We start from the raw sequence: 18,841 nt of genomic DNA, 5'->3' as shown, positions 1-18,841 counted from the left end.
ACCGTGACCGCGACCGCGAAGCAGACGTCGACCGGGCCCGCCGTCGCGCCGCGGCGTCAGCGCATCGCGGTGATCAGCGCGGGCTTCGGCCAGAACTTCGTGCTGACCACCGTGTCCACGTTCATCCTCGTGTACCTGCTGCAGTACGCGGGCATCAGCACGGCGGGACTGGCCGTGGTCACGGTCATCATCACCGTCTCGAAGATCGTCGATGCCATCCTCGACCCGGTGATGGGCAGCATCATCGACATGACCCGCACCCGATGGGGCAAGCTGCGTCCCTACATCCTCTTCTCGGCCGCGCCGGTCGCCTTGCTCTCGGGACTCCTCTTCACCGTCCCCGACACCGCGGAACCGGTGAAGCTCGTGTACTTCGGCGTCTGCTACGTGCTCTGGAGCCTCGCGTACACGGTGTGCGACGTGCCGTTCTGGGGTCTCATCGGCTCCGCGTTCAGCGATCCGGTCGAACGGACGCGCGTCATCGGGATGGTGCGCGCCTTCGGGGCCATCGCCCTCGGACTCGCCACGCTCGGCATGCCGTGGCTGGCGCGTCTCCTGAGTTCCGGACCGCAGACGACGTCGAGCGGCTGGTCCCTCGCCGTCTTCATCACCTCGGTGCTCGGGATGGCGGTGTTCCTGCTCGCCTTCTTCTTCACCCGCGAGCGGCAGACCACTGCGGCATCCACGGGCCTCTCGATGCGCCAGCTCGCGACGACGCTGTTCAGGAACACGCCGCTGCTGATGGTGCTGCTCGGCTCGGTGCTCGGCTTCGGCCGGTTCATCGTGCAGGCGGGCGGGGCGGTGTTCGTGGTGATCGCCTACGGCGACGAGGGCACGTTCACCCTCGTCGGCGCCGCGATCATCCTGGGAATGGTCGTCTCGTCGTTCCTCACCCCGCTCCTGCTGCGCCACCTCACCGGCCGCACCCTGATCGTGGGCAGTTCCCTGGTCGCCGCCGCCCTGTACGTGGCCATGTACCTCGTGGGCTTCGCGAACCTCGGCGCCATCCTCGTCTTCATCTTCCTGACCGGCCTGACGCTCGGGATCTTCCTCGTGACCCAGGCGACGATGATCGCCGATTCCGTGGACGACGCGGAGCGCCGCCTCGGCGTGCGCAACGACGGCATCTCCTTCGCCAGCCTGACCTTCGCCACGAAGATCATGAACGCACTGGCCGTGCTCGTGTTCGGGGCGTTCGTGGTGATGGCCGGCTATGAAGCCGGGGTGACCGTCACGCCCGCGATGCAGGATCTCGTCTTCGCCTCGATCACGTTGGTGCCCGCCGCCAGCTGCCTCATCTCGGCGATCCCGTTCCTGTTCTATCGGCTGGGAGCACCTCCGGCGCCTCGGCCCTGAGCGCGTCGTCCGACGGCTCGGGCACGACCACGAGGCCGCCCACCGAGTTCGCCATCAGCGCGAGGTCCTCGAGCCATGCCCGGTTGAGCCGGGGCGGGCGGTTGCCGTGGTACACGAACGCGATCGGGGTGTTCGGGCTCAGCCAGACCGTCATCGACCGGCGCTCATCGTTCCATGTGAACGGGAAGCTCTCCTGCCGGCGGAGCTTGTTCACGATGATGACCTGCAGGTGCGCGAGCGTCCGATCGTCCAGTTCCGCCGCAACACCGCTGTCGTAGACCAACGTGCCCATTCCGCTCCGTTCGCAGACGCCGGCGATCGACGCGCGCGGAGTGCGCGGAGCCGGGTCGGAACATCCTTTCCGCCGTATCGGATTCGCGGGAGGGTCTTGACTTCGGCCGGGCGCGTCTGGTTCGTGTCCGGTCGTGCCGACGGGACGTACGGGTGCCCGCGTGATCGACGTCAGGCGTCGGGTTCCGAGCGGATGCCGCGGGCCGCGGCGTCCTCGGCGACGATCCGCGCCACCCGGCGGGACGTCAGGCGTCCGCTGATCGGACCGACCACGATGAGCAGCGCCCACGTCCACCGGCCCGCATCGGCGCCCCAGGCGTAGGCGATCGGGATCGAGACGAGGAAGATCGCCGGGATCGTCAGCGTGTCGAGCAGCTTCGCCCGATCGGCGCGTCGGGGAAGCGGGTGCGCGAGCACGCCGTCGTGCCGCGCGACGTAGAACAACGCCGCCTGCGCGAGCACCGCGCAGCTGATGTCGAGGGCGTAGACGGCCACCGCGAGCGGGGCGTCGGCGGTCTCGACGTCGCTGACGCCCTGGGTCGAGAACGGGATGAGCACGACGAATGCGATGGCCACGAGGTTCGCCGTGATCGTGCCCGGGCTGAGGGCGCGGAAGCCCGCGACGATCCGGTGGTTCACCCGCCAGAACACCGCGATCACGGAGAAGCTGATCGCGAAGCCGAGCAGCTGCCACTCGAGGCCGCTGCCGAGCAGCGCGGACGGGCTCGTCCAGTCCGCCGCCTCCGGCGGGTCGATGTTGACGACGAGCAGGGTCAGCGCGAAGGCGTAGACCGCGTCGAAGAACGTGAAGGCGCGCGCGAACTCCAGGGTGTCGCGCGCGTAGTGCCGTTCGGCGGTCGCCGGTTCAGTCTCCACGACAGGAGTGTGCCCCGCGCGGCGGCGTCAGCGGCCTTCGACGCGCCGGGGTGCCGTTCCGCCCGTGCGAGCACGCGTGCGCGGATGCCGCAGCCGCGACATCCGTGGACGAGACCCGGGCGACGCCCGACCGAGGGGTCAGTTCCAGTCGACGGCGTGCATCCAGCCGGCGATGTAGGCGCGCTCGTTGACGCCGAGCCGAAGCCCGCCGCGGGGGATCGGCTCGCCCTCGAGCTCGCAGAGGTCGTAGATGCGTCGCACGACGGCGCCGCGGAGCGGCGCTTCCAGGTTCTCCAGCACCTCGCGCTGCAGCGGCCGCTCGAGCATCGGCCACCAGATGCCGATCGGCGGAAGGATGTTGCCCTGCCTCGGGCGTTCGTCGTGGGCCGGGTCGTCGAGAACGGAGCTCATGGCGCCGGCTCCTCTGCGACGTGGCCGGTCTCGGGGTCGCGGATGACGACGTGCTCGTCGGCGTCGGCGTCCTCCTCGGCACGCTGATGCCGCTCGGCGGCATCCACCGCGGCATCGAGTTCGTCGGCCGCCTTCGGATCGGTAGGGTCGGGGTCGCTCATCGGTGCTCTCCTCGCTCGCGGCCGACCGCGCCAACTAGGTCGGCCAGCTCCGACGCTACGCACGCCCGTGCCGCGGGGGCAGGGGATTGACCCGCCCGCGAGCCGGTGCTACCCACCGGGCGTCGGTACGGATGGCGGACTCGGGGCTGCGGAGTCGGCGCCGGCGCAGCAAGATGGACGGATGGACCTCCCGGTGATGCCGCCCCTCGCGCCGATGCTGTCGAAATCCGTGAAGGAGATCCCCGACGTCGGCCACGTCGAGCCCAAATGGGACGGCTTCCGCACGATCGTCTTCAAGGACGGCGACGAGATCGAGCTCGGCAGCCGCAACGAGCGGCCGATGACGCGGTACTTCCCCGAACTCGTCGAGGCACTGCGGCAGAACCTGCCGCCGCGTTGCGTCGTCGACGGCGAGATCATCCTCGTCTCCGACGGGAGGCTCGACTTCGACGCGCTGCAGCAGCGCATCCATCCGGCCGACAGCCGGGTGCGGATGCTCGCCGAGCAGACCCCGGTCTCGTTCGTCGCGTTCGACCTGCTCGCCATCGCCGACGACGACCTGATGGACGAGCCGTTCGCGGATCGCCGGCGTGCACTCGTGGAGGCGCTCGCCGGGGCATCCGACCCCGTGTTCGTCACGCCCGCGACCGCCGACCTGGCCGAGGCGAACGACTGGTTCACGCGCTTCGAGGGAGCAGGCCTCGACGGCGTCGTGGCGAAGCCGCTCGACGGCACCTACCAGCCCGACAAGCGCACGATGTTCAAGGTGAAGCACGAGCGCACGGCGGATTGCGTCGTCGCCGGCTTCAGGTGGCACAAGACCGGTGGGATCGTCGGTTCGCTCCTGCTCGGGCTCTACGACGACGACGGCCGGCTGCACCACGTCGGCGTCGCCGCCTCGTTCCCGATGGCCAGGCGGGCGAGCCTCGTCGCCGAGCTCGAGCCGCTCGTCGCCGACGACCTGTCGCAGCATCCATGGGGGGAGTGGGCCGACCAGGAGGCGCACCAGTCGACGCGGTTGCCGGGCGCCGTGAGCCGGTGGAACGCAGGGAAGAACCTCTCGTTCGTGCCCCTGCGTCCCGAGCTCGTCGTCGAGGTGGCCTACGAGAAGATGGAGGGCGATCGGTTCCGGCACACCGCGCAGTTCCGGCGGTGGCGCACCGACCGCACGCCGGAGAGCTGCACCTACGAGCAGCTCGAGTCGCCCGACGACCTCGCGCTGTCCGAGATCCTGCCGTTGCGGGGGTGAGCGGCACGCCGGCGGGCGGATGCCACGTGGCCGCCGGGCTCAGAGCACCGCGCGAAGTCCCGCCGAGAGCGCCGTGTGGTGCTCGAACACCAGGTTCGTCTCGGTGAGCGCGACCGCCGGGTTCGCGGAGAGGTTCTTCAGCACGAACTGGCGCACGTGCTCGCTGTCGCGCACGCGCACGTGGATGAGGAAGTCCTCCGTGCCGCCGAGGAAGAAGAGCTGTGCGACCTCGGGCTCCTGCCGGAGCTCATCGGAGATCTGCTCCATGAGGTGTCGTGCCCCCGGCCGGATGCGCACGCTCACGAGCGCCTGCAACGTGAAGCCCAGCGCCGCCGGATTGATCTCGGCGGTGTAGCGCACGATCACCCCGCGCTCGCGGAGGGAGCGGACGCGCGCGAGGCAGGTCGACGGGGAGATGCCCACCTCGCGGGCCAGTTCGACGTTCGGGATGCGGGCGTTCTCGTGCAGGATCGCCACGATCTGCCGATCGACGTCGTCGAGCTCGATCCGGCCGGGTGCGCTGATCTGCGGTGCGTCGGCCACGGAGGGGCATCCTTCCGAACAAGTGAATGGATACCGACGATCCTAGCGAACATCATGCGGAAGGGCTTCCGAAACAGCGAACAACAGGCGACGATTGAGGCAATTCCACCCACAGCATTCGGAGACCACCATGCACGTCGGCGTGCCCGCAGAGATCAAGAACAACGAATTCCGCGTCGCCATGACGCCCGCGGGGGTGCACGCCCTCGTCGGGCGCGGCCACCGTGTCGACATCCAGGCGGGCGCCGGCGTCGGCGCCGGCTACACCGACGAGGAGTACCGCGAGGCGGGCGCGACGATCGTCGGCTCCGCCGCAGAGGCCTGGTCGGCCGAGCTCGTGCTCAAGGTGAAGGAGCCGATCGAGCAGGAGTACGGCTTCCTGCGCGAGGACCTCACCCTCTTCACCTACCTCCACCTCGCGGCCGACCTGCCGCTCACACGCGCCATCATCGACTCCGGGGTCACCGCCATCGCGTACGAGACGGTGCAGCTCGCCGACCGGTCCCTGCCGCTGCTCACCCCGATGAGCGAGGTCGCCGGCCGGCTCGCCCCGCAGGTCGGCGCCGCCTCGCTGCACGCGTCGAAGGGCGGCCGCGGCGTGCTCCTCGGCGGCGTCCCCGGCACGGCTCCGGCGAAGGTCGTCGTGATCGGCGGCGGCGTCGCCGGCGAGCAGGCCGCCGCGACCGCGCTCGGCCTCGGCGCCGACGTGACCGTGTTCGACATCTCGCTGCCGAAGCTGCGCGAGCTCGATGCACGCTACGACCACCGCATCAAGACCCTCGCCTCCTCGTCCTACGAGATCGCGCGCCAGCTCAAGGACGCCGACCTCGTGGTGGGAGCGGTGCTCGTTCCGGGCGCCGCCGCGCCGAAGGTCGTGACCGACGCGATGGTCGCCGCCATGAAGCCGGGCGCCGTGCTCGTCGACATCGCCATCGACCAGGGCGGATGCTTCGAGGGCTCGCACCCGACGACGCACGCCGAGCCGACCTACCGCGTGCACGACGCCATCTTCTACTGCGTCGCGAACATGCCCGGCGCCGTCCCCGCGACGTCGACGCCCGCCCTCACGAACGCGACCCTGCCCTACGCGATGAAGATCGCGGACCTCGGATGGCAGGCCGCGCTGGCCGAGGACGCGGCGCTCGCCAAGGGCCTGAATGCAACCCGGGGTCGACTCACCAACGAGGGCGTCGCCAAGGCGCACGGCCTGGAGCTGCACGCGGCGCTCTGACGCCGCGGCCGCCGACGCACGACGAGGCGTCGATCCGGAGGACCCGGGTCGGCGCCTCGTGCCGTCGGATCCGTTGCCTAGGACTCGGCGCCCATGACGACGGGCAGGCCGGCCCGGTACCAGCCCACGATGCCGCCGGTGACGTTCACCGCGTCGAAGCCGTTGCCCTCGAGGTACTGCGTGGCCTGCGCGCTGCGGCCGCCGACATGGCAGAGGACGTACACGGCGCGATCGCGGGGAATCTCGTCGAGACGTGCCGTGAGCGAGCCGAGGGGGATGTGCCGCGCGCCCTCGATCCGGGCCTGCGCGACCTCGTCGGGCTCGCGCACGTCGAGGATGTAGGGGTCGTCGGCGGCGTGCACCTCCGACGGGGTGATGCTTCGCATGGGCGGCTCCTGCAGGGTCGATGCCGGTCGAGGCGGCGGCGCGGGGGCATCCGCCGCCGGTGCCACCCTACCCGCGCCGAAACCCGTCGGATGCGGCGATGCTCCCGTGATTCCGCGCGAAGCCACGTATGGTGTCCGTGTGCGGCGGCTCGATCGGAACCATGACGAGGAGGACATCCTCGGGTCCGAGCCCGATGCCGCAGCCGAACGCCTCACCCCGGATCCCATGCGACAGGACATCACCAGCCCCGAAGGCCTCAGCCTCGGCGACCCAGGACTCGTCGCCGGGAACGTCGCCGAGCCCTCCTGGCGCCGGTGGCACGGCGAGCTGGCCGAGGTCGGCGGTCGGTCGCCGCTCGTGCGCTTCGTCGACACGCCGCGCACGCGCATCGAGCTCTCGACGACCCATCCGGGGGGCCTGCCCCAGTTCATCACGGGCAAGTCGACGCTGCTCTCGAGCCTCATCCGCGACGAGCTCGCCCTGCGCAACGCCCGCCTGGCCGCGGCGGAGATCACCCAGAAGGGAATCGAGCTGCGCTCGGTGCGCGGGATCGAGTCGGTGCACCTCGCGATCGGCCTCGCGTCGTGGCGCAACGCCGGCGAGGAGTACCTCGCGCCAGTGCTGCTTCGACCGCTCGCCATCCGCCGCTACGGCCGCGACTTCGAGCTCAAGCTGAAGGGCCAGCCGTTCCTCAATCCCGCGCTCGCCCGCGAGCTGCGTGAGCAGTTCCAGATCACGCTCGACGCCGAGGCGTTCGTCGCGCTCGCGATCACGAACGGCGTGTTCAAGCCGCAGCCCGTCATCGATCGGTTGCGCGGCCTCACCTCGCACCTGCCGTGGTTCCACGTCGCGCCGCGGCTCGTGGTGTCCTCGTTCGCCGAGGTCGGGCCGGCCATGGCCGCCGACGTGCGGAGACTCGACCACCCGCTCATCGATGCGATCGCCGGTAACCAGGCCGCGCGGGCCGCCCTCGCCGAGCAGGGCGAGCGCGCCAGGCCCGTGGCGCAGGACGAGCGCCCCCCGTCGACCGACACCCTCCTCCTCGACGCCGACCCCGAGCAGGAGCAGGTCGTCGCCGAGGTCGAATCCGGCTCGTCCCTCGTCGTGAAGACGCTCCCCGGCACCGGAGGCACGCAGACGATCGTGAACTCGATCGGCGCCCTCGTCGCCAAGGACAAGCGCGTGCTCGTCGTCGGCGCGCGCCGGGCGAGCCTCGACGGCATCGCGCATCGCCTGGGTCAGGTCGGACTCGGCGGCGTGGCCGTCACGACCGCGAGCCTGCGCCGCGACCTCATCCAGTCGATCTCGCGCAACGAGAAGGCCGAGCAGCCACGTGTGGCCGACGTCGACGACGCGCTCGTGCGGCTGCGCAAGGTGCTGCTCGACTACCGCGCGGCGCTGACCCGGCGCGACCCCGAGCTGCACGTCTCGGTGCTCGACGCGCTCGGGGAGCTCGCTCGGCTCGCCCTGGTCCCGCTGCCGCCGTCGACGACCGCGCGGCTCGATCACGCCGCCCTCGTCGCACTCGCCGGCGGCCGCGACCGCGTCGCGCGCGACCTCGCGCGGGCCGCGGAGCTCGGCGAGTTCCGATACGGCCCGGGCGATTCGCCCTGGTATGGCGCGTCGTTCACCTCGTCCGACGAGGCCACCCACGCGCACGAGCTCGCGAAGCGGCTGAGCGCCACCGAGCTGCCACGGCTCCTCGAGCGCGGTCGCGGCCTCATCGCGCAGACCCGGCTGCGTCCGTTCGAGTCGGTCGCCGAGCTCGGCGTGTTCCTGCGCCTGCTCCTCGACGTGCGCGAGACCCTCGACCGCTTCCTCCCGTCGGTCTTCGACCGGCCGCTCGGCGAGCTCATCGCCGCGACCTCGTCGCGCCGTGACTCGCCCGGCATGTCGGGAGCCAACCGTCGCCGCCTGCGCCGCCTCGCGCTCGAGTACGTGCGCCCCGGCGTGCACGTCACCGACCTCAACGCCGCGCTTCGCGGCATCCAGCAGCAGCGCACCCTGTGGCAGCGGTACTCGGAGGCCGGCGCCATTCCCGGCGTGCCGGTCGGGATCGACGACGTGCACGTCGCCTTCCGCACGGTGGCGACCGACCTCGCGGCCCTCGACGGGCCGCTCGGGGTGGTCGGCACGCCGCGGCAGCTGGCCGCGCGGCCCGTGCGCGAGCTCATCGCGAACCTCGCCGGACTCGCCGCCGAGTCGGAGGTGCTGACGAACCTGCAGGAGCGCACCGCCGTGCTGTCGCGCCTGCGCGACCTCGGACTCGATCCGCTGCTCCTCGACCTGGCGAAGCGCCACGTGCCCGAGAAGGCCGTGGCCGCCGAGCTCGAGCTCGCCTGGTGGCAGTCGGTGCTCGAGGCGATGCTGGCGAACGACCGGGCACTGCTCGGCGCGAACACCACGGTGCTCGATCGACTCGAAGGCGACTTCCGCCTGGTCGACGAGGCGCACGCCTCCGCCGCCGGACCCCAGCTCGCGTGGCACCTCGCCGAGAACTGGAAGGTCGCGCTGGTCGACCACCCCGACGAGGCCGAGCGGCTGAAGCGGATGCTCCGGGGCGACCGCGTGCGCCCGGAGTCGCTGCACGAGGGCACGCCGCACCTGTTCCGGGCACTCGCGCCGGTGTGGCTCGCGTCGCCCTACGAGGTGCCCGAGATCGACGAGGACATCGCCTTCGACGCCGTGGTGCTCGTGGATGCGGGGTCGACGACGATCGCCGAGAACCTCGGCGCGATCCGCCGGGCGAAGCAGGTGATCGCCTTCGGCGACCCCGTCACCCAGACTCCGACGCTCTTCGAGACCGGCATCGACGATGCCGAGCACGGCGCCGGTCGGGCCACCGAGCACGGCGTCGACGCCCTCCACGCGGATTCGGCGCTCGCGCGCCTCGGCGAGCTCCTGCCGACCCTCACCCTCACCCGCAGCTACCGGGCGGGCGGCGAGGACCTGGCGGAGCTCGTGAACCGCCGGTTCTACGCCGGTCGCATCGAGTCGCTCCCGTGGGCGGGCAGCTTCCTCGGCCACGGCAGCCTCGGACTCCACTACGTGCGCGGCAACGGGCTGCCCGACGCCGTCACCGGCACGGTCGAGAGCATCGACTCCGAGGTGGCGAAGGTCGTCGAGCTCGTGATGGAGCACGCGGTGAAGCGTCCGCGCGAGTCGCTCATGGTCATCACGGCCAGCGCCCGCCACGCGGCACGCGTGCACCAGGCGGTGCTCGCGGCCTTCGCGAAGCGCACCGACCTCTCCGACTTCATCCTGAAGGACCGGGCCGAGCCGTTCACCGTGCTCACGCTCGAGCAGGCGGTGGCGCAGAGCCGCGACCGCGTCATCTTCTCGGTCGGCTACGGGCGCACCCCGCACGGCCGGCTGCTGTCGAGCTTCGGCTCGCTCGGCGAGCCGGGCGGCGATCGCCTCCTCGCGGTGGGCATGACCAGGGCACGGCGCTCGATGGACCTCGTCTCGGCGTTCCGCCCCGAGGACATCGACGAGGAGCGCCAGTCGCACGGCGTGCTCGCCCTCGCGAACATCCTGACCCAGACCGAGGAGCGCGCCGCGGCCGACGTCGACGGCGAGGCCGGTGCCTCGATGCTGGGCGACCTCGCCGCCCGGCTCGCGCGCCGGGGCATCCGGGTCAGCGTCGGTCATCGTGGACGGCTCGCCCTCGCCGCGGCCCACGCCGGCAAGGCCGTGGTCGTCGAGACCGACGAGGCCTTCACGGGCCTCAGCCTGCGCGAGTCGCTGCGGCTCCGCCCCGAGGTGCTGCGCCGCCTCGGCTGGCACTACCTCCGCGTGCACAGCTTCGAGCTCTTCGGCAACCCCGAGGCGGTCGCGAACCGCGTCGCCACGCTCCTCGGCAAGCCCGAGGCCCGACCGGCGGATGCCGCGGCCGGCTGATGTCCGATGAGCCGCGGCAGCGCGTCGAGCGCGCCGAGGGCACCGCGCGGCGCGCGCGGTTGACGCCCGCGCCCGGGTCGGATCCGGCCCCCGAGCAGGCCGCGCCGGCGGCGGAGCCCGAACCCGACCCGCGCCCGAAGCGCACGCGCAAGCGCACCCGGCCGGATCCCGACGACGATCGCATCACCCGGGAGCGACCGCCGCACTGGTGACCGCCGCGGGGATCCCCCGGGCTACTCGGAGTGCGTGCCGCTGCTCACCGACTCGGCGCCGCGGCGCTCGGCGAGCAGGTCGCGGATCTCGGAGAGCACCGTCAGCTCGTTCTCGGGCTCGTCCGCGTCGGGCGTGCCCGCCTGGCGCTTGGCCGCCGCACGCTCCTTCAGGTGGTTCATCGGAAGGACGAACACGAAGTACACGACCGCGGCCACGATGGCGAACGTGAGGATGGAGCCGAGCACCGCGCCGATCCTCACGTCGGCGGTCTGGCCGTCGAGGGTCGGGATGCTGATGACGAGCGCGTTGTCCAGGCTGTCGGCCCGGAACAGCGCGGCGATCAGCGGGTTGATGAGGTTCGCGACGATCGAGTTGACGACCGCGGTGAACGCGGCGCCGATGACGACGGCGACCGCCAGTTCGATCACGTTCCCGCGGAGGATGAACTCCTTGAATCCCTTGAGCACGGACCCTCCTCGACGTTGGCTCTGCTCCGGCACGTCAGGCCACGCTAGCGGACGACCCCGATCCGGACGAACCCGAGCCGCCCGACGTGGAGCCGCCGGAGGAGGACCCGCCCGATGAGCCCGAGGAGCTGCCCGATGAGCCCGAGGAGCCGCCCGACGACGAGCCGCCGGACGATCCGCTCGACGAGGAACCGCCGCCCGCGGCATCCGACTTCGACGCCGTGCCCTCGCCGCGCGAATCGGTGCGGTAGAACCCCGAGCCGTTGAAGGTCACGCCGATCGTGTTGAAGAGCTTGCGGAGGCGACCGCCGCACACCTCGCAGACGGTGAGCGTGTCGTCGGTGAACGCCTGGTGGATGTCGAATGCGTTGTCGCACTCGGTGCAGCGGTAGGAATACGTGGGCATGAGACTCTTCCGGATCGTGGCGCGACGCTCAGAACGCGATGATGCGCGTCGGCGTCACGACCCCGTTCACGGCCTGGTCGTGCACCTCGCGCGGCACCTGCTCGACGAACTCGCTGTCGAAGACGACGGCGTACACCGGAGGACATTTTCCCATCGAACCGAGGGTCTTGTCGAAATAGCCCCGCCCCCACCCCAACCGCATGCCGGTCGCGTCCACGGCGGCGGCGGGAACGAGGATGAGGTCGACGTCGTTGATCGCCATCGGCCCGAGGAGCTCGCCGGCCGCTTCGGGCACGCCGTGGAGCCCGAGCGACTCGACGTCCTCCTCGCCGACGGTCCAGTCGAGCAGGCCGTCCTCGCGGGTGATCGGGAACAGCACGCGGATGCCGCGGGCCTCCGCCCAGTCGACGAACGGCCGGGTGTCGGGCTCGGTCGGCATCGAGAGGTAGCACGAGAGGGACTCCGCGCCCGTCGATCCGACGAGTTCCTCGAGACGGGCCGTGAGGCCCTCCGTCGCGAGCTCGCGCTCGTGCGCCGGCATGTTCCGCCTGCGCTCGCGGAGCTCGGCGCGGAGCACGCGCTTCTGGACGTCCGGATCGTCGGGCATGGCACACATCCTAGGACGATGCGTCCCATGGTCCTCCCGCGCGCCGTGGCGCGACATCCGGTTACGCTGTCCGCATGACTCAACGGATCACGAAGGCCGTCATCCCTGCGGCGGGCCTCGGTACGAGGTTCCTCCCGGCGACCAAGGCGATGCCGAAGGAGATGCTGCCGGTGGTCGACAAGCCGGCGATCCAGTACGTCGTGGAGGAGGCCGTCGCGGCCGGGCTCGACGACGTCCTCATGATCATCGGGCGCAACAAGAACGCCCTCGCGAACCACTTCGACCGCGTCGCCGAGCTCGAGCACACGCTCGCGCAGAAGGGCGACGGAGCCAAGCTCTCCAAGGTGCAGGAGTCGAGCGACCTCGCCGACGTGCACTTCGTGCGCCAGGGCGACCCGAAGGGGCTCGGGCATGCGGTGCTCCGCGCCCGCAAGCACGTCGGCGACCAGTCGTTCGCCGTGCTGCTCGGCGACGACCTCATCGACGCCCGCGATCCGCTCCTCACCCGCATGCTCGACGAGCACGACCGGCGCGGAGCCACGATCGTCGCCCTCCTCGAGGTCGACCCCGCCTTGATCCACCTCTACGGCGCCGCGGCGGTCGAGACGACCGACGACCCCGACGTGGTCCGCATCACCGGCCTCGTCGAGAAGCCGGCGGCCGACGTCGCCCCGTCGAACTACGCCGTGATCGGCCGCTACGTGCTGAAGCCCGAGGTCTTCGACATCCTCGAGCACACGGCCCCGGGAAAGGGCGGCGAGATCCAGCTCACCGACGCGCTCATGGAGATGGCGGGCGACGTCGAGGGCACGGGCGGCGTCTACGGCGTCGTCTTCCGCGGGCGCCGGTACGACACCGGCGACAAGCTCGACTACATCAAGGCCGTCGTGCAGCTCGCGGCCGATCGCGACGACCTCGGACCCGACCTCAGACCCTGGCTCGTCGAGTACGTCGCCGGCTTCGATCGGAACTGACCATGGCGGCGGCCGCGATCCCCACGCTGCGTGACGGGGACGTCACCCTGCGGCCGATCCGAGCGCGCGACGCGAAGGCGCTCGAACGCGTGCTCCTCGACAATCGCGGGTGGCTGCGTCAGTGGGAGGCCACGTACCCGGGCGGCGGCTCGGTCATCGACACCCGAGCGAGCATCCGCAACCTGCTGGCCCACGCCCGCAGCGGCCATGCGCTGCCCTTCGTCATCGAGGTCGACGGACAGCTCGTCGGGCAGCTGAACGTCTCGTCGATCACCTTCGGCTCGCTCTCGTCGGCGACGATCGGGTACTGGGTCTCCCAGGCCGTCGCCGGCCGCGGGATCACCCCGACCGCGGTCGCCCTCGCCACCGACTACTGCTTCTCGGTGCTGCGCCTGCACCGCATGGAGATCTGCATCCGGCCCGAGAACCAGCCGTCGCTGCGGGTGGTCGAGAAGCTCGGATTCCGCTACGAGGGGCTCCGGCGGCGGTTCATCCACATCAACGGGGATTGGCGCGATCACTTCGCGTTCGCGCTCGTCGCCGAGGAGGTGCCCCGGGGCGTGCTGCGTCGCTGGCGTGACGGACGGGTGCCCGAAGATGCGGCCCGCGTCACCCCGGAGGACCGCGCCGCCGCCGCGTACCCGCTGCACGTCGCCGATCGCTGAACACGCCCGCGTCGAGCGGGGCCATTCGTCCACCGTGACCTAGCGTTGTCGCATGGACGTGATCGGCGGAGGGGTGCTCGTGGCTGCGGCCGCGGCGCTCTGGATCGCGTACCTGCTGCCGAGCTGGCTGCGCCGCCGGCAGTACCTCGACACCGAGCGCAACGCGGTGCGGCTGCAGCAGACGCTCCGCATCCTCGCCGAGACGGCCGAGACGCCCGAGGCGGTGCGCGTGGAGGCGACGGCTCGCGAGGTGGCCTCGCAGCAGAGGATCCTGCACGAGCACGAACTTGCCGCCCGGCTGGCGGCCGAGGCGGCCGAGCACCTCGCGATCGCCGAGCGTCGCGCCGCCGAGGAGGCCGCCGAAGCGGCACGGCAACTCGCGGCCGCCGCGCAGGAGACGATCACCGAGCCGATCGCCACGATCCCGGCGACGGCGACGGCGATGGCGTTCGAGGCGGCGCCCGCGTCATCGCCCCAGCCCGCGCCGGTCGGCGTGACGGCGGCGGATGTCGCACGTCGGCGCCGCTCCCTGCGCCGGCGCCGTGGGCTCTGCTCCCTCCTGCTGCTCGCCTCCCTGCTCACGGCGGTCGGCGGGGTGGTGGCCGCCGCGTTCGGCGCCTCGCCCTACATCGCGGGCGGCGGCGCCCTCGGCATCGTCGTCGCGTTCGCCGGACTCGTGCGACTCGCCCGCGTGCGGATCGCGTCGCCCGTCGCCGTGCCCGTCGCCGTGCCCGAGTCGGTGCCGTTCGAGCCGATCGACCTGCCCGAGGCCGAGGACGAGGCGCACGAGTGGACGCCGCAGCCGCTGCCGAAGCCGCTGCACCTCTCCCGCGGCACGATCGCCGCAGCAGCGATGGCGTCGATCGAGGCGGCCGAGCAGCTGCGGCGCGTCGCCGCCGACGCGGAGCTCGCGCGTCGCGTCGAGGAGCTCGAGCCCCAGGTCGCGACGATCGAGCGACGGCCGCTGCGACAGCCCGACGCGCCCGCGGCATCCGCTCGCCGTGAGCAGGCCGCGGAGCCGGCGAGCCCGTATGCCCGCATGGGCATCGTCGACGATGCGAGCCCCGCCTTCGACGACCTCGACGCCGTGCTGCGACGTCGTCGGCAGGCGGGCTGACCCCCGCCGCACCGGTTCGAACCACCCTCGCGGGGATGGTAGGCTCGTTCTCGCTCGGGCCCATGGCGCAGTTGGTAGCGCGTCTCGTTCGCAATGAGAAGGTCGGGGGTTCGAATCCCCCTGGGTCCACTTCTGAGGCCGGCATCCACCCGGATGCCGGCCTCGTTTCGTCGCTGACGGCGGATGCGCTGACGGCGGATGACCCGGGCGTAGGGTGGACGGGATGTCGCAACCGTCGCAACCGCCCACGCTGTCGATCCCGCTGTCGGATGCCAAGCGCTGGCGTGCCTACTGGGTGTGCGTGGCCGTAGCGGGCCTCACGATCCTCGACCTGACGAAGGTCAACGTGGCGCTGCCGTCGATCGAGGCGGCGTTCGGCGCCACGTCGACGGAGCTGCAGCTCATCGTGTCGGGGTACGTGCTGACGTTCGGCCTCACGCTGGTCCCCGCCGGCCGCATCGGCGACCAGCGATCGCGGCGCACGCTCTTCGTCATCGGCCTCAGCCTGTTCACGCTCACGAGCCTCGCCTGCGCGCTCGCGCCCACCGGCGAGGTGCTGCTCATCGCCCGGCTCCTGCAGGGGGTCGCTGCCGGCATCCAGATGCCGCAGGTGCTCGGCCTGATCCAGCAGTTGTTCCAGGGCGCCGAGCGCGGCAAGGCGTTCGGCCTGTTCGGGGCCACCATCGGCGTCGCCACGGCCTTCGGGCCGACCCTCGGCGGCCTCGCGATCGCGATCGGTGGCCCGGAGGACGGCTGGCGTGGCATCTTCTGGATGAACGTGCCGCTCTCGCTCGCGGCGATCGCGCTCGCGCTCTGGCTGCTGCCCGAGACGCGCCTTCCCTCCTCGCGCAAGCTCGAGCTCGACCCGGTCGGCCTGCTGCTGTTCGGCATCACCGTCGTCGCGCTGATGTGGCCGTTCCTGTTCACCACGGGGTCGCCCGACGACAACCCGGCCCGGTGGTGGCTTCTCGTCGTGTTCGTGTTCGCCGCGAGCGCGTTCGTCGCGTGGGAGCGGCACTACGCGGCATCCGGCAGGCACCCGCTCGTGCCGCTCGCGCTGTTCGGCGTGAGCTCCTATCGCAACGGCACCGTCCTCGCATCGGGGTACTTCGCCGCCGCACCCTCGATGTTCCTGCTCACCACGCTCTACCTGCAGCACGGCCTGGGCCTCGCACCGGTGTTCGCCGGCATGGTGAGCATCGGATTCGCGCTCACGAGCGCGGTGTCGTCGTGGATCGGCGGCAACCTCGTGAACCGGCTGGGCCGCCCCCTCGTGGTGTGGGGCCTCGCGACCGTGCTGGTCGGCATCGGCCTGCTCGTGCTCGCGGCGCTGTACACACCGCCCGAGCTCACGCCGTGGGCGATGGCGGGCGCGATGGTCATCGCCGGCTTCGGCGGCGGCCTGGTCATCTCGCCGAACCAGACGCTCGCCCTCGCGGACATCCCGGTCAAGCAGGGCGGCCTCGCCGGGTCGGTCGGCCAGCTCGGCCAGCGGATCGGCACCGCGGTGGGCACGGCCGTTGCGCTGTCGCTGTTCTACGCGACGATCTACCGCGAGACGGGCACGGCCGAGACGCAGGACCTCGCGGTCTACCACGACGCGTACGGCTTCGGGATGACCGCGGTCGCGCTCTTCATCGCGATCGCCTTCGGCGTGGGACTGCTCGACCTCGGTTCACGGCGGCGCCTGAAGCGGTCGCTCGCCTGAGGGCCGACCCGGCGGCGGCGGATGCCGACGCGTCCCGCCGACCCCGCGTCTCAGCGGATGGCGAGGATCCGCGCTCGGTCGTCCTTCGCGTAGTGCTCGATCGCGGCGCGGAGCGCGACGCGCGGCATCGTCGCCGCGTGCCGTTCGACGAATGCGGTGAGCCGCTCGCGGTCGAGGTCGCCGGCCGCGCGCAGCACCCAGCCGAGGGCCTTCTGCACGAGCGGCTCCGCGTCGTCGACGAGCAGCTCGGCCAGTGCGAACGCGTCGTCGACCTCTCCGCGCTTCAGGAAGGCGAAGGTCGCCACGAGCGCCGTGCGCCGCTCGGGCCAGAATCCGGATGCCGCGAGACGGGCGAGCGGCGCGCGGTCGCGTTCGAGGAGGTACCCGCCCACCACGTCGCGGGCCGCGAGGTCGACCAGGTCCCACTGGTCGATGCGGTCGTGGCGGCGCAGGTAGAGCTCGTACAGCTCGGTCCGACGATCCTCGGTGGTGCGGCGGTGTGCGGCGGACTTGCCCATGATGCTGCACGCCAGCGCGCGCACCTCGTGGGTCGGCTGCTCGAGCAGCGCCTCGAGCTCGGCGGCCGGCAGGTCGAGGGCGGTCTTCGCGAGGTCGAACACGGCGCCCATCCGCACGCCGATGAACGGCGCGTCGGGGTCGAGCGGGAAGTAGCGGGTGTACTTCCGGCGCTCCTCCGCGCTCGCCATGCCCTCGAGGTTCGCGATCAGCGCTGCGGCATCCGTCATGGTGCGGCTCCTCCCGGTCGTCGGGGACTCAGCGTACGACCGCTGCGGCCTCGGCGGCAGGGGCGTCGGAGAACGCGAGCTTCGGCACGAACGCGAGCAGCACCGCCGCGACGGCCGCGGTGATGCCGCAGACGAGCCAGACGGTGACGTAGCCAGCGAAGGATCCTGCGGTGCCCGTGGCCGCCTCGCCGGCGGCGCCGAGCAGCGCGAGCCCGAACACGCACGAGGCGATCGCACCGCCGACGGTCTTCACCGAGTTCGTGAGGCCGGTGGCCACGCCGGTCTGGTGGGCCGGTGCGGCCGCCGCCGCAGCCGCGGGGAGCGCGGCGACGAGCGCGCCGGAGCCGATGCCCGCGATGATCATGTTCGCGAGCACCTGCCCGTAGCCCTCGTGGAAGGGCAGGAACAGCAGGTAGCCGATGGACACGAGCGAGCTCGCCCCGATGAGGGCGATGCGCGGTGTGACCCATCGCGTGGCGAGCGGGAACAGCATGGCGCCGACGACCAGCGAGAGCACGTACGCCCCGATCAGCAGCGAGGTCTGGAAGCTCGAGGCGCCGAGCCCGTAGCCGACCTGCGCGGCATCCGTGCGCGCGAAGGTCGACAGCGGCGCCTGCGCCCCGAGCACGCTGACGCCGAAGAGCCCGGCGGTGAGGAACACCGGCCAGAGCGACGGCGAGCGGAACATGCGCACGTCGATGAGCGGGTCGGGGTGCCGCAGCTCGAATCGGGCGAACGGCACGACGAGCAGCACGCCGAGGGCGACCAGTCCCCAGCTCAGCGCATCGGCCGGTCCGTTCAGGCGCATGAAGCTGAGGCCGCCCGTGAGCGAGAGGAGCGCGAGCGAGATGAGCACGAGCCCGACGGTGTCGAGCCGTCCGCCCGCGAGGTCGGGCGACTCCTTGACTCCGAGCCACACGACGAAGAAGCACGCGACCACGGCGACGGCCGGCACGAGGAGCAGGACCTGCATCGGCAGCACCTCGGCGAGTGCGCCCGCAGAGAGCGCCCCGGCGATGGCGCCGACCTCGAGGGCGGCCACCAGCAGTCCCGCCGCCTTGCGGGTCATGGCCGCGGGGCGGTCGGCCGAGCGGCTGCGCGACCACACGAGGGCGATCTCCAACGGCAGCCACACCACGTAGAAGCCCTGCAGCGCCCACGCCACGAGGAACACCCAGAACTGGTCGGTGAAGGCGAGCGCCGTGGACGCGACCGCCGTGACCGCCGTCGACCACAGCAGCATGCGCTTGTGCCCGACCATGTCGCCGAGCTTGGCGAAGGCGGGCACCACGAGGGCCGACAGCATGAGCTGGGTGCCCTCGAGCCAGTTCACGTCGGCGTCGTGGATGCCGAGGTGCCGCGCGATGTCGGTGAGCAGGGGCGTGTAGTAGCCCTGGATGATGCCGCTCGTGAACTCCACGAACGCGAGGAAGCCGACGATCGCGGCGACGGGTCCGAGTCTGGCAGCGCGCGTCATCGAGGCTCCTTCGCTGGGGGTGGATTCACCCTAGTGGGTCGGATGACCCGATCCGT

General features: G+C 71.6%; 20 protein-coding genes and 1 tRNA gene. 10 read left to right on the top strand and 11 right to left on the bottom strand.

Annotated features, from left to right (window positions below):
• Positions 1–3: 3 nt before the first annotated feature.
• Positions 4–1,356: an MFS transporter gene (locus EV187_RS12085; protein WP_130353345.1), complete on the top strand. Its 1,353-nt coding sequence runs from the start codon at positions 4–6 to the stop codon at positions 1,354–1,356.
• On the opposite strand, the gene EV187_RS12080 is transcribed toward EV187_RS12085, so the two are convergent.
• The 4 genes from EV187_RS12080 to EV187_RS18370 all read right to left on the bottom strand — a co-directional run bounded on the left by EV187_RS12080 (position 1,295) and on the right by EV187_RS18370 (position 3,095).
• Positions 1,295–1,648, bottom strand: a complete 354-nt coding sequence (locus tag EV187_RS12080) for a DUF7882 family protein (RefSeq protein WP_130353344.1) — start codon at positions 1,646–1,648, stop codon at positions 1,295–1,297. The genes EV187_RS12085 and EV187_RS12080 overlap by 62 nt on opposite strands.
• 170 nt (positions 1,649–1,818) lie before the next feature.
• A complete protein-coding gene (locus tag EV187_RS12075; protein ID WP_130353343.1) occupies positions 1,819–2,523 on the bottom strand; it encodes a TMEM175 family protein in 705 nt (234 codons plus the stop codon).
• A gap of 138 nt (positions 2,524–2,661) precedes the next feature.
• A complete protein-coding gene (locus EV187_RS12070; RefSeq protein ID WP_130353342.1) occupies positions 2,662–2,934 on the bottom strand; it encodes a hypothetical protein in 273 nt (90 codons plus the stop codon).
• The gene (locus EV187_RS18370; protein WP_165391179.1) at positions 2,931–3,095 is read right to left on the bottom strand and encodes a hypothetical protein; all 165 of its coding nucleotides are present in this window, start codon (positions 3,093–3,095) and stop codon (positions 2,931–2,933) included. Before EV187_RS18370 ends, EV187_RS12070 begins: the two co-directional genes overlap by 4 nt.
• Before the next feature lie 181 nt (positions 3,096–3,276).
• On the opposite strand from EV187_RS18370, the gene EV187_RS12065 reads away from it, so the two are divergent.
• A complete protein-coding gene (locus EV187_RS12065; protein WP_130353341.1) occupies positions 3,277–4,344 on the top strand; it encodes an ATP-dependent DNA ligase in 1,068 nt (355 codons plus the stop codon).
• 39 nt (positions 4,345–4,383) lie between these two features.
• On the opposite strand, the gene EV187_RS12060 is transcribed toward EV187_RS12065, so the two are convergent.
• A complete protein-coding gene (locus tag EV187_RS12060; RefSeq protein WP_242609588.1) occupies positions 4,384–4,887 on the bottom strand; it encodes an Lrp/AsnC family transcriptional regulator in 504 nt (167 codons plus the stop codon).
• A gap of 130 nt (positions 4,888–5,017) precedes the next feature.
• Here EV187_RS12060 and ald point away from each other — a divergent pair, with 130 nt between their 5' ends.
• Complete coding sequence (gene ald / locus EV187_RS12055) at positions 5,018–6,118, top strand: alanine dehydrogenase (RefSeq protein WP_130353340.1); 1,101 nt, start codon at positions 5,018–5,020, stop codon at positions 6,116–6,118.
• Positions 6,119–6,195: 77 nt separating this feature from the next.
• Here the strand turns inward: ald and EV187_RS12050 are convergent, their stop codons facing one another.
• Positions 6,196–6,504: a rhodanese-like domain-containing protein gene (locus tag EV187_RS12050; protein WP_130353339.1), complete on the bottom strand. Its 309-nt coding sequence runs from the start codon at positions 6,502–6,504 to the stop codon at positions 6,196–6,198.
• Positions 6,505–6,730: 226 nt separating this feature from the next.
• Here EV187_RS12050 and EV187_RS12045 point away from each other — a divergent pair, with 226 nt between their 5' ends.
• Positions 6,731–10,405 carry an AAA family ATPase gene (locus EV187_RS12045; RefSeq protein WP_242609641.1) on the top strand — a complete coding sequence of 1,225 codons (3,675 nt, stop codon included), beginning with the start codon at positions 6,731–6,733 and terminating at the stop codon, positions 10,403–10,405.
• Positions 10,405–10,617: a hypothetical protein gene (locus EV187_RS12040; protein WP_130353337.1), complete on the top strand. Its 213-nt coding sequence runs from the start codon at positions 10,405–10,407 to the stop codon at positions 10,615–10,617. Before EV187_RS12045 ends, EV187_RS12040 begins: the two co-directional genes overlap by 1 nt.
• Positions 10,618–10,638: 21 nt before the next feature.
• Here the strand turns inward: EV187_RS12040 and mscL are convergent, their stop codons facing one another.
• From mscL to EV187_RS12025, 3 genes are read right to left on the bottom strand one after another with little or no spacing between them, the layout of a single operon-like run.
• Entirely contained in the window at positions 10,639–11,085 is a 447-nt protein-coding gene (mscL, locus tag EV187_RS12035) for a large conductance mechanosensitive channel protein MscL (protein ID WP_130353336.1), read from the bottom strand.
• Positions 11,086–11,119: 34 nt separating this feature from the next.
• Positions 11,120–11,491: an FmdB family zinc ribbon protein gene (locus EV187_RS12030; protein WP_130353335.1), complete on the bottom strand. Its 372-nt coding sequence runs from the start codon at positions 11,489–11,491 to the stop codon at positions 11,120–11,122.
• Between the two features lie 28 nt (positions 11,492–11,519).
• A complete protein-coding gene (locus EV187_RS12025) occupies positions 11,520–12,098 on the bottom strand; it encodes a 5-formyltetrahydrofolate cyclo-ligase (protein ID WP_130353334.1) in 579 nt (192 codons plus the stop codon).
• Between the two features lie 74 nt (positions 12,099–12,172).
• On the opposite strand from EV187_RS12025, the gene galU reads away from it, so the two are divergent.
• From galU to EV187_RS12000, 5 genes are all read left to right on the top strand, one after another.
• Positions 12,173–13,072, top strand: coding sequence for a UTP--glucose-1-phosphate uridylyltransferase GalU (gene galU, locus EV187_RS12020; protein ID WP_130353333.1), 900 nt, complete (start codon positions 12,173–12,175; stop codon positions 13,070–13,072).
• Between the two features lie 2 nt (positions 13,073–13,074).
• Positions 13,075–13,737 carry a GNAT family N-acetyltransferase gene (locus tag EV187_RS12015; protein WP_130353332.1) on the top strand — a complete coding sequence of 221 codons (663 nt, stop codon included), beginning with the start codon at positions 13,075–13,077 and terminating at the stop codon, positions 13,735–13,737.
• A 52-nt stretch (positions 13,738–13,789) separates the two neighbouring features.
• Positions 13,790–14,854: a hypothetical protein gene (locus EV187_RS12010; RefSeq protein WP_130353331.1), complete on the top strand. Its 1,065-nt coding sequence runs from the start codon at positions 13,790–13,792 to the stop codon at positions 14,852–14,854.
• A gap of 56 nt (positions 14,855–14,910) precedes the next feature.
• Positions 14,911–14,983: transfer RNA gene (locus EV187_RS12005), tRNA-Ala, on the top strand.
• A 94-nt stretch (positions 14,984–15,077) separates the two neighbouring features.
• Complete coding sequence (locus EV187_RS12000; RefSeq protein ID WP_165391178.1) at positions 15,078–16,562, top strand: MFS transporter; 1,485 nt, start codon at positions 15,078–15,080, stop codon at positions 16,560–16,562.
• Positions 16,563–16,612: 50 nt separating this feature from the next.
• On the opposite strand, the gene EV187_RS11995 is transcribed toward EV187_RS12000, so the two are convergent.
• Positions 16,613–17,308: a DNA alkylation repair protein gene (locus EV187_RS11995; RefSeq protein ID WP_130353330.1), complete on the bottom strand. Its 696-nt coding sequence runs from the start codon at positions 17,306–17,308 to the stop codon at positions 16,613–16,615.
• A gap of 28 nt (positions 17,309–17,336) precedes the next feature.
• Positions 17,337–18,785 carry an MFS transporter gene (locus EV187_RS11990; protein WP_130353329.1) on the bottom strand — a complete coding sequence of 483 codons (1,449 nt, stop codon included), beginning with the start codon at positions 18,783–18,785 and terminating at the stop codon, positions 17,337–17,339.
• Positions 18,786–18,841: the final 56 nt, after the last annotated feature.

Source organism: Agromyces ramosus, from assembly GCF_004216665.1.
GTDB classification, from domain to species: domain Bacteria; phylum Actinomycetota; class Actinomycetes; order Actinomycetales; family Microbacteriaceae; genus Agromyces; species Agromyces ramosus.
This window is presented reverse-complemented; position numbering and strand designations above follow the sequence as displayed.

What these genes read in the sequence shown, in the direction of transcription:
- EV187_RS12080 (WP_130353344.1), bottom strand. Translation starts at nt 1,648, where the DNA reads ATGGGCACGTTGGTCTACGACAGCGGTGTTGCGGCGGAACTGGACGAT.
- EV187_RS12070 (WP_130353342.1), bottom strand. Translation starts at nt 2,934, where the DNA reads ATGAGCTCCGTTCTCGACGACCCGGCCCACGACGAACGCCCGAGGCAG.
- EV187_RS18370 (WP_165391179.1), bottom strand. Translation starts at nt 3,095, where the DNA reads ATGAGCGACCCCGACCCTACCGATCCGAAGGCGGCCGACGAACTCGAT.
- EV187_RS12065 (WP_130353341.1), top strand. Translation starts at nt 3,277, where the DNA reads ATGGACCTCCCGGTGATGCCGCCCCTCGCGCCGATGCTGTCGAAATCC.
- ald (WP_130353340.1), top strand. Translation starts at nt 5,018, where the DNA reads ATGCACGTCGGCGTGCCCGCAGAGATCAAGAACAACGAATTCCGCGTC.
- EV187_RS12050 (WP_130353339.1), bottom strand. Translation starts at nt 6,504, where the DNA reads ATGCGAAGCATCACCCCGTCGGAGGTGCACGCCGCCGACGACCCCTAC.
- EV187_RS12045 (WP_242609641.1), top strand. Translation starts at nt 6,731, where the DNA reads ATGCGACAGGACATCACCAGCCCCGAAGGCCTCAGCCTCGGCGACCCA.
- EV187_RS12040 (WP_130353337.1), top strand. Translation starts at nt 10,405, where the DNA reads ATGTCCGATGAGCCGCGGCAGCGCGTCGAGCGCGCCGAGGGCACCGCG.
- EV187_RS12030 (WP_130353335.1), bottom strand. Translation starts at nt 11,491, where the DNA reads ATGCCCACGTATTCCTACCGCTGCACCGAGTGCGACAACGCATTCGAC.
- EV187_RS12025 (WP_130353334.1), bottom strand. Translation starts at nt 12,098, where the DNA reads ATGCCCGACGATCCGGACGTCCAGAAGCGCGTGCTCCGCGCCGAGCTC.
- galU (WP_130353333.1), top strand. Translation starts at nt 12,173, where the DNA reads ATGACTCAACGGATCACGAAGGCCGTCATCCCTGCGGCGGGCCTCGGT.
- EV187_RS12015 (WP_130353332.1), top strand. Translation starts at nt 13,075, where the DNA reads ATGGCGGCGGCCGCGATCCCCACGCTGCGTGACGGGGACGTCACCCTG.
- EV187_RS12010 (WP_130353331.1), top strand. Translation starts at nt 13,790, where the DNA reads ATGGACGTGATCGGCGGAGGGGTGCTCGTGGCTGCGGCCGCGGCGCTC.
- EV187_RS12000 (WP_165391178.1), top strand. Translation starts at nt 15,078, where the DNA reads ATGTCGCAACCGTCGCAACCGCCCACGCTGTCGATCCCGCTGTCGGAT.
- EV187_RS11995 (WP_130353330.1), bottom strand. Translation starts at nt 17,308, where the DNA reads ATGACGGATGCCGCAGCGCTGATCGCGAACCTCGAGGGCATGGCGAGC.
- EV187_RS11990 (WP_130353329.1), bottom strand. Translation starts at nt 18,785, where the DNA reads ATGACGCGCGCTGCCAGACTCGGACCCGTCGCCGCGATCGTCGGCTTC.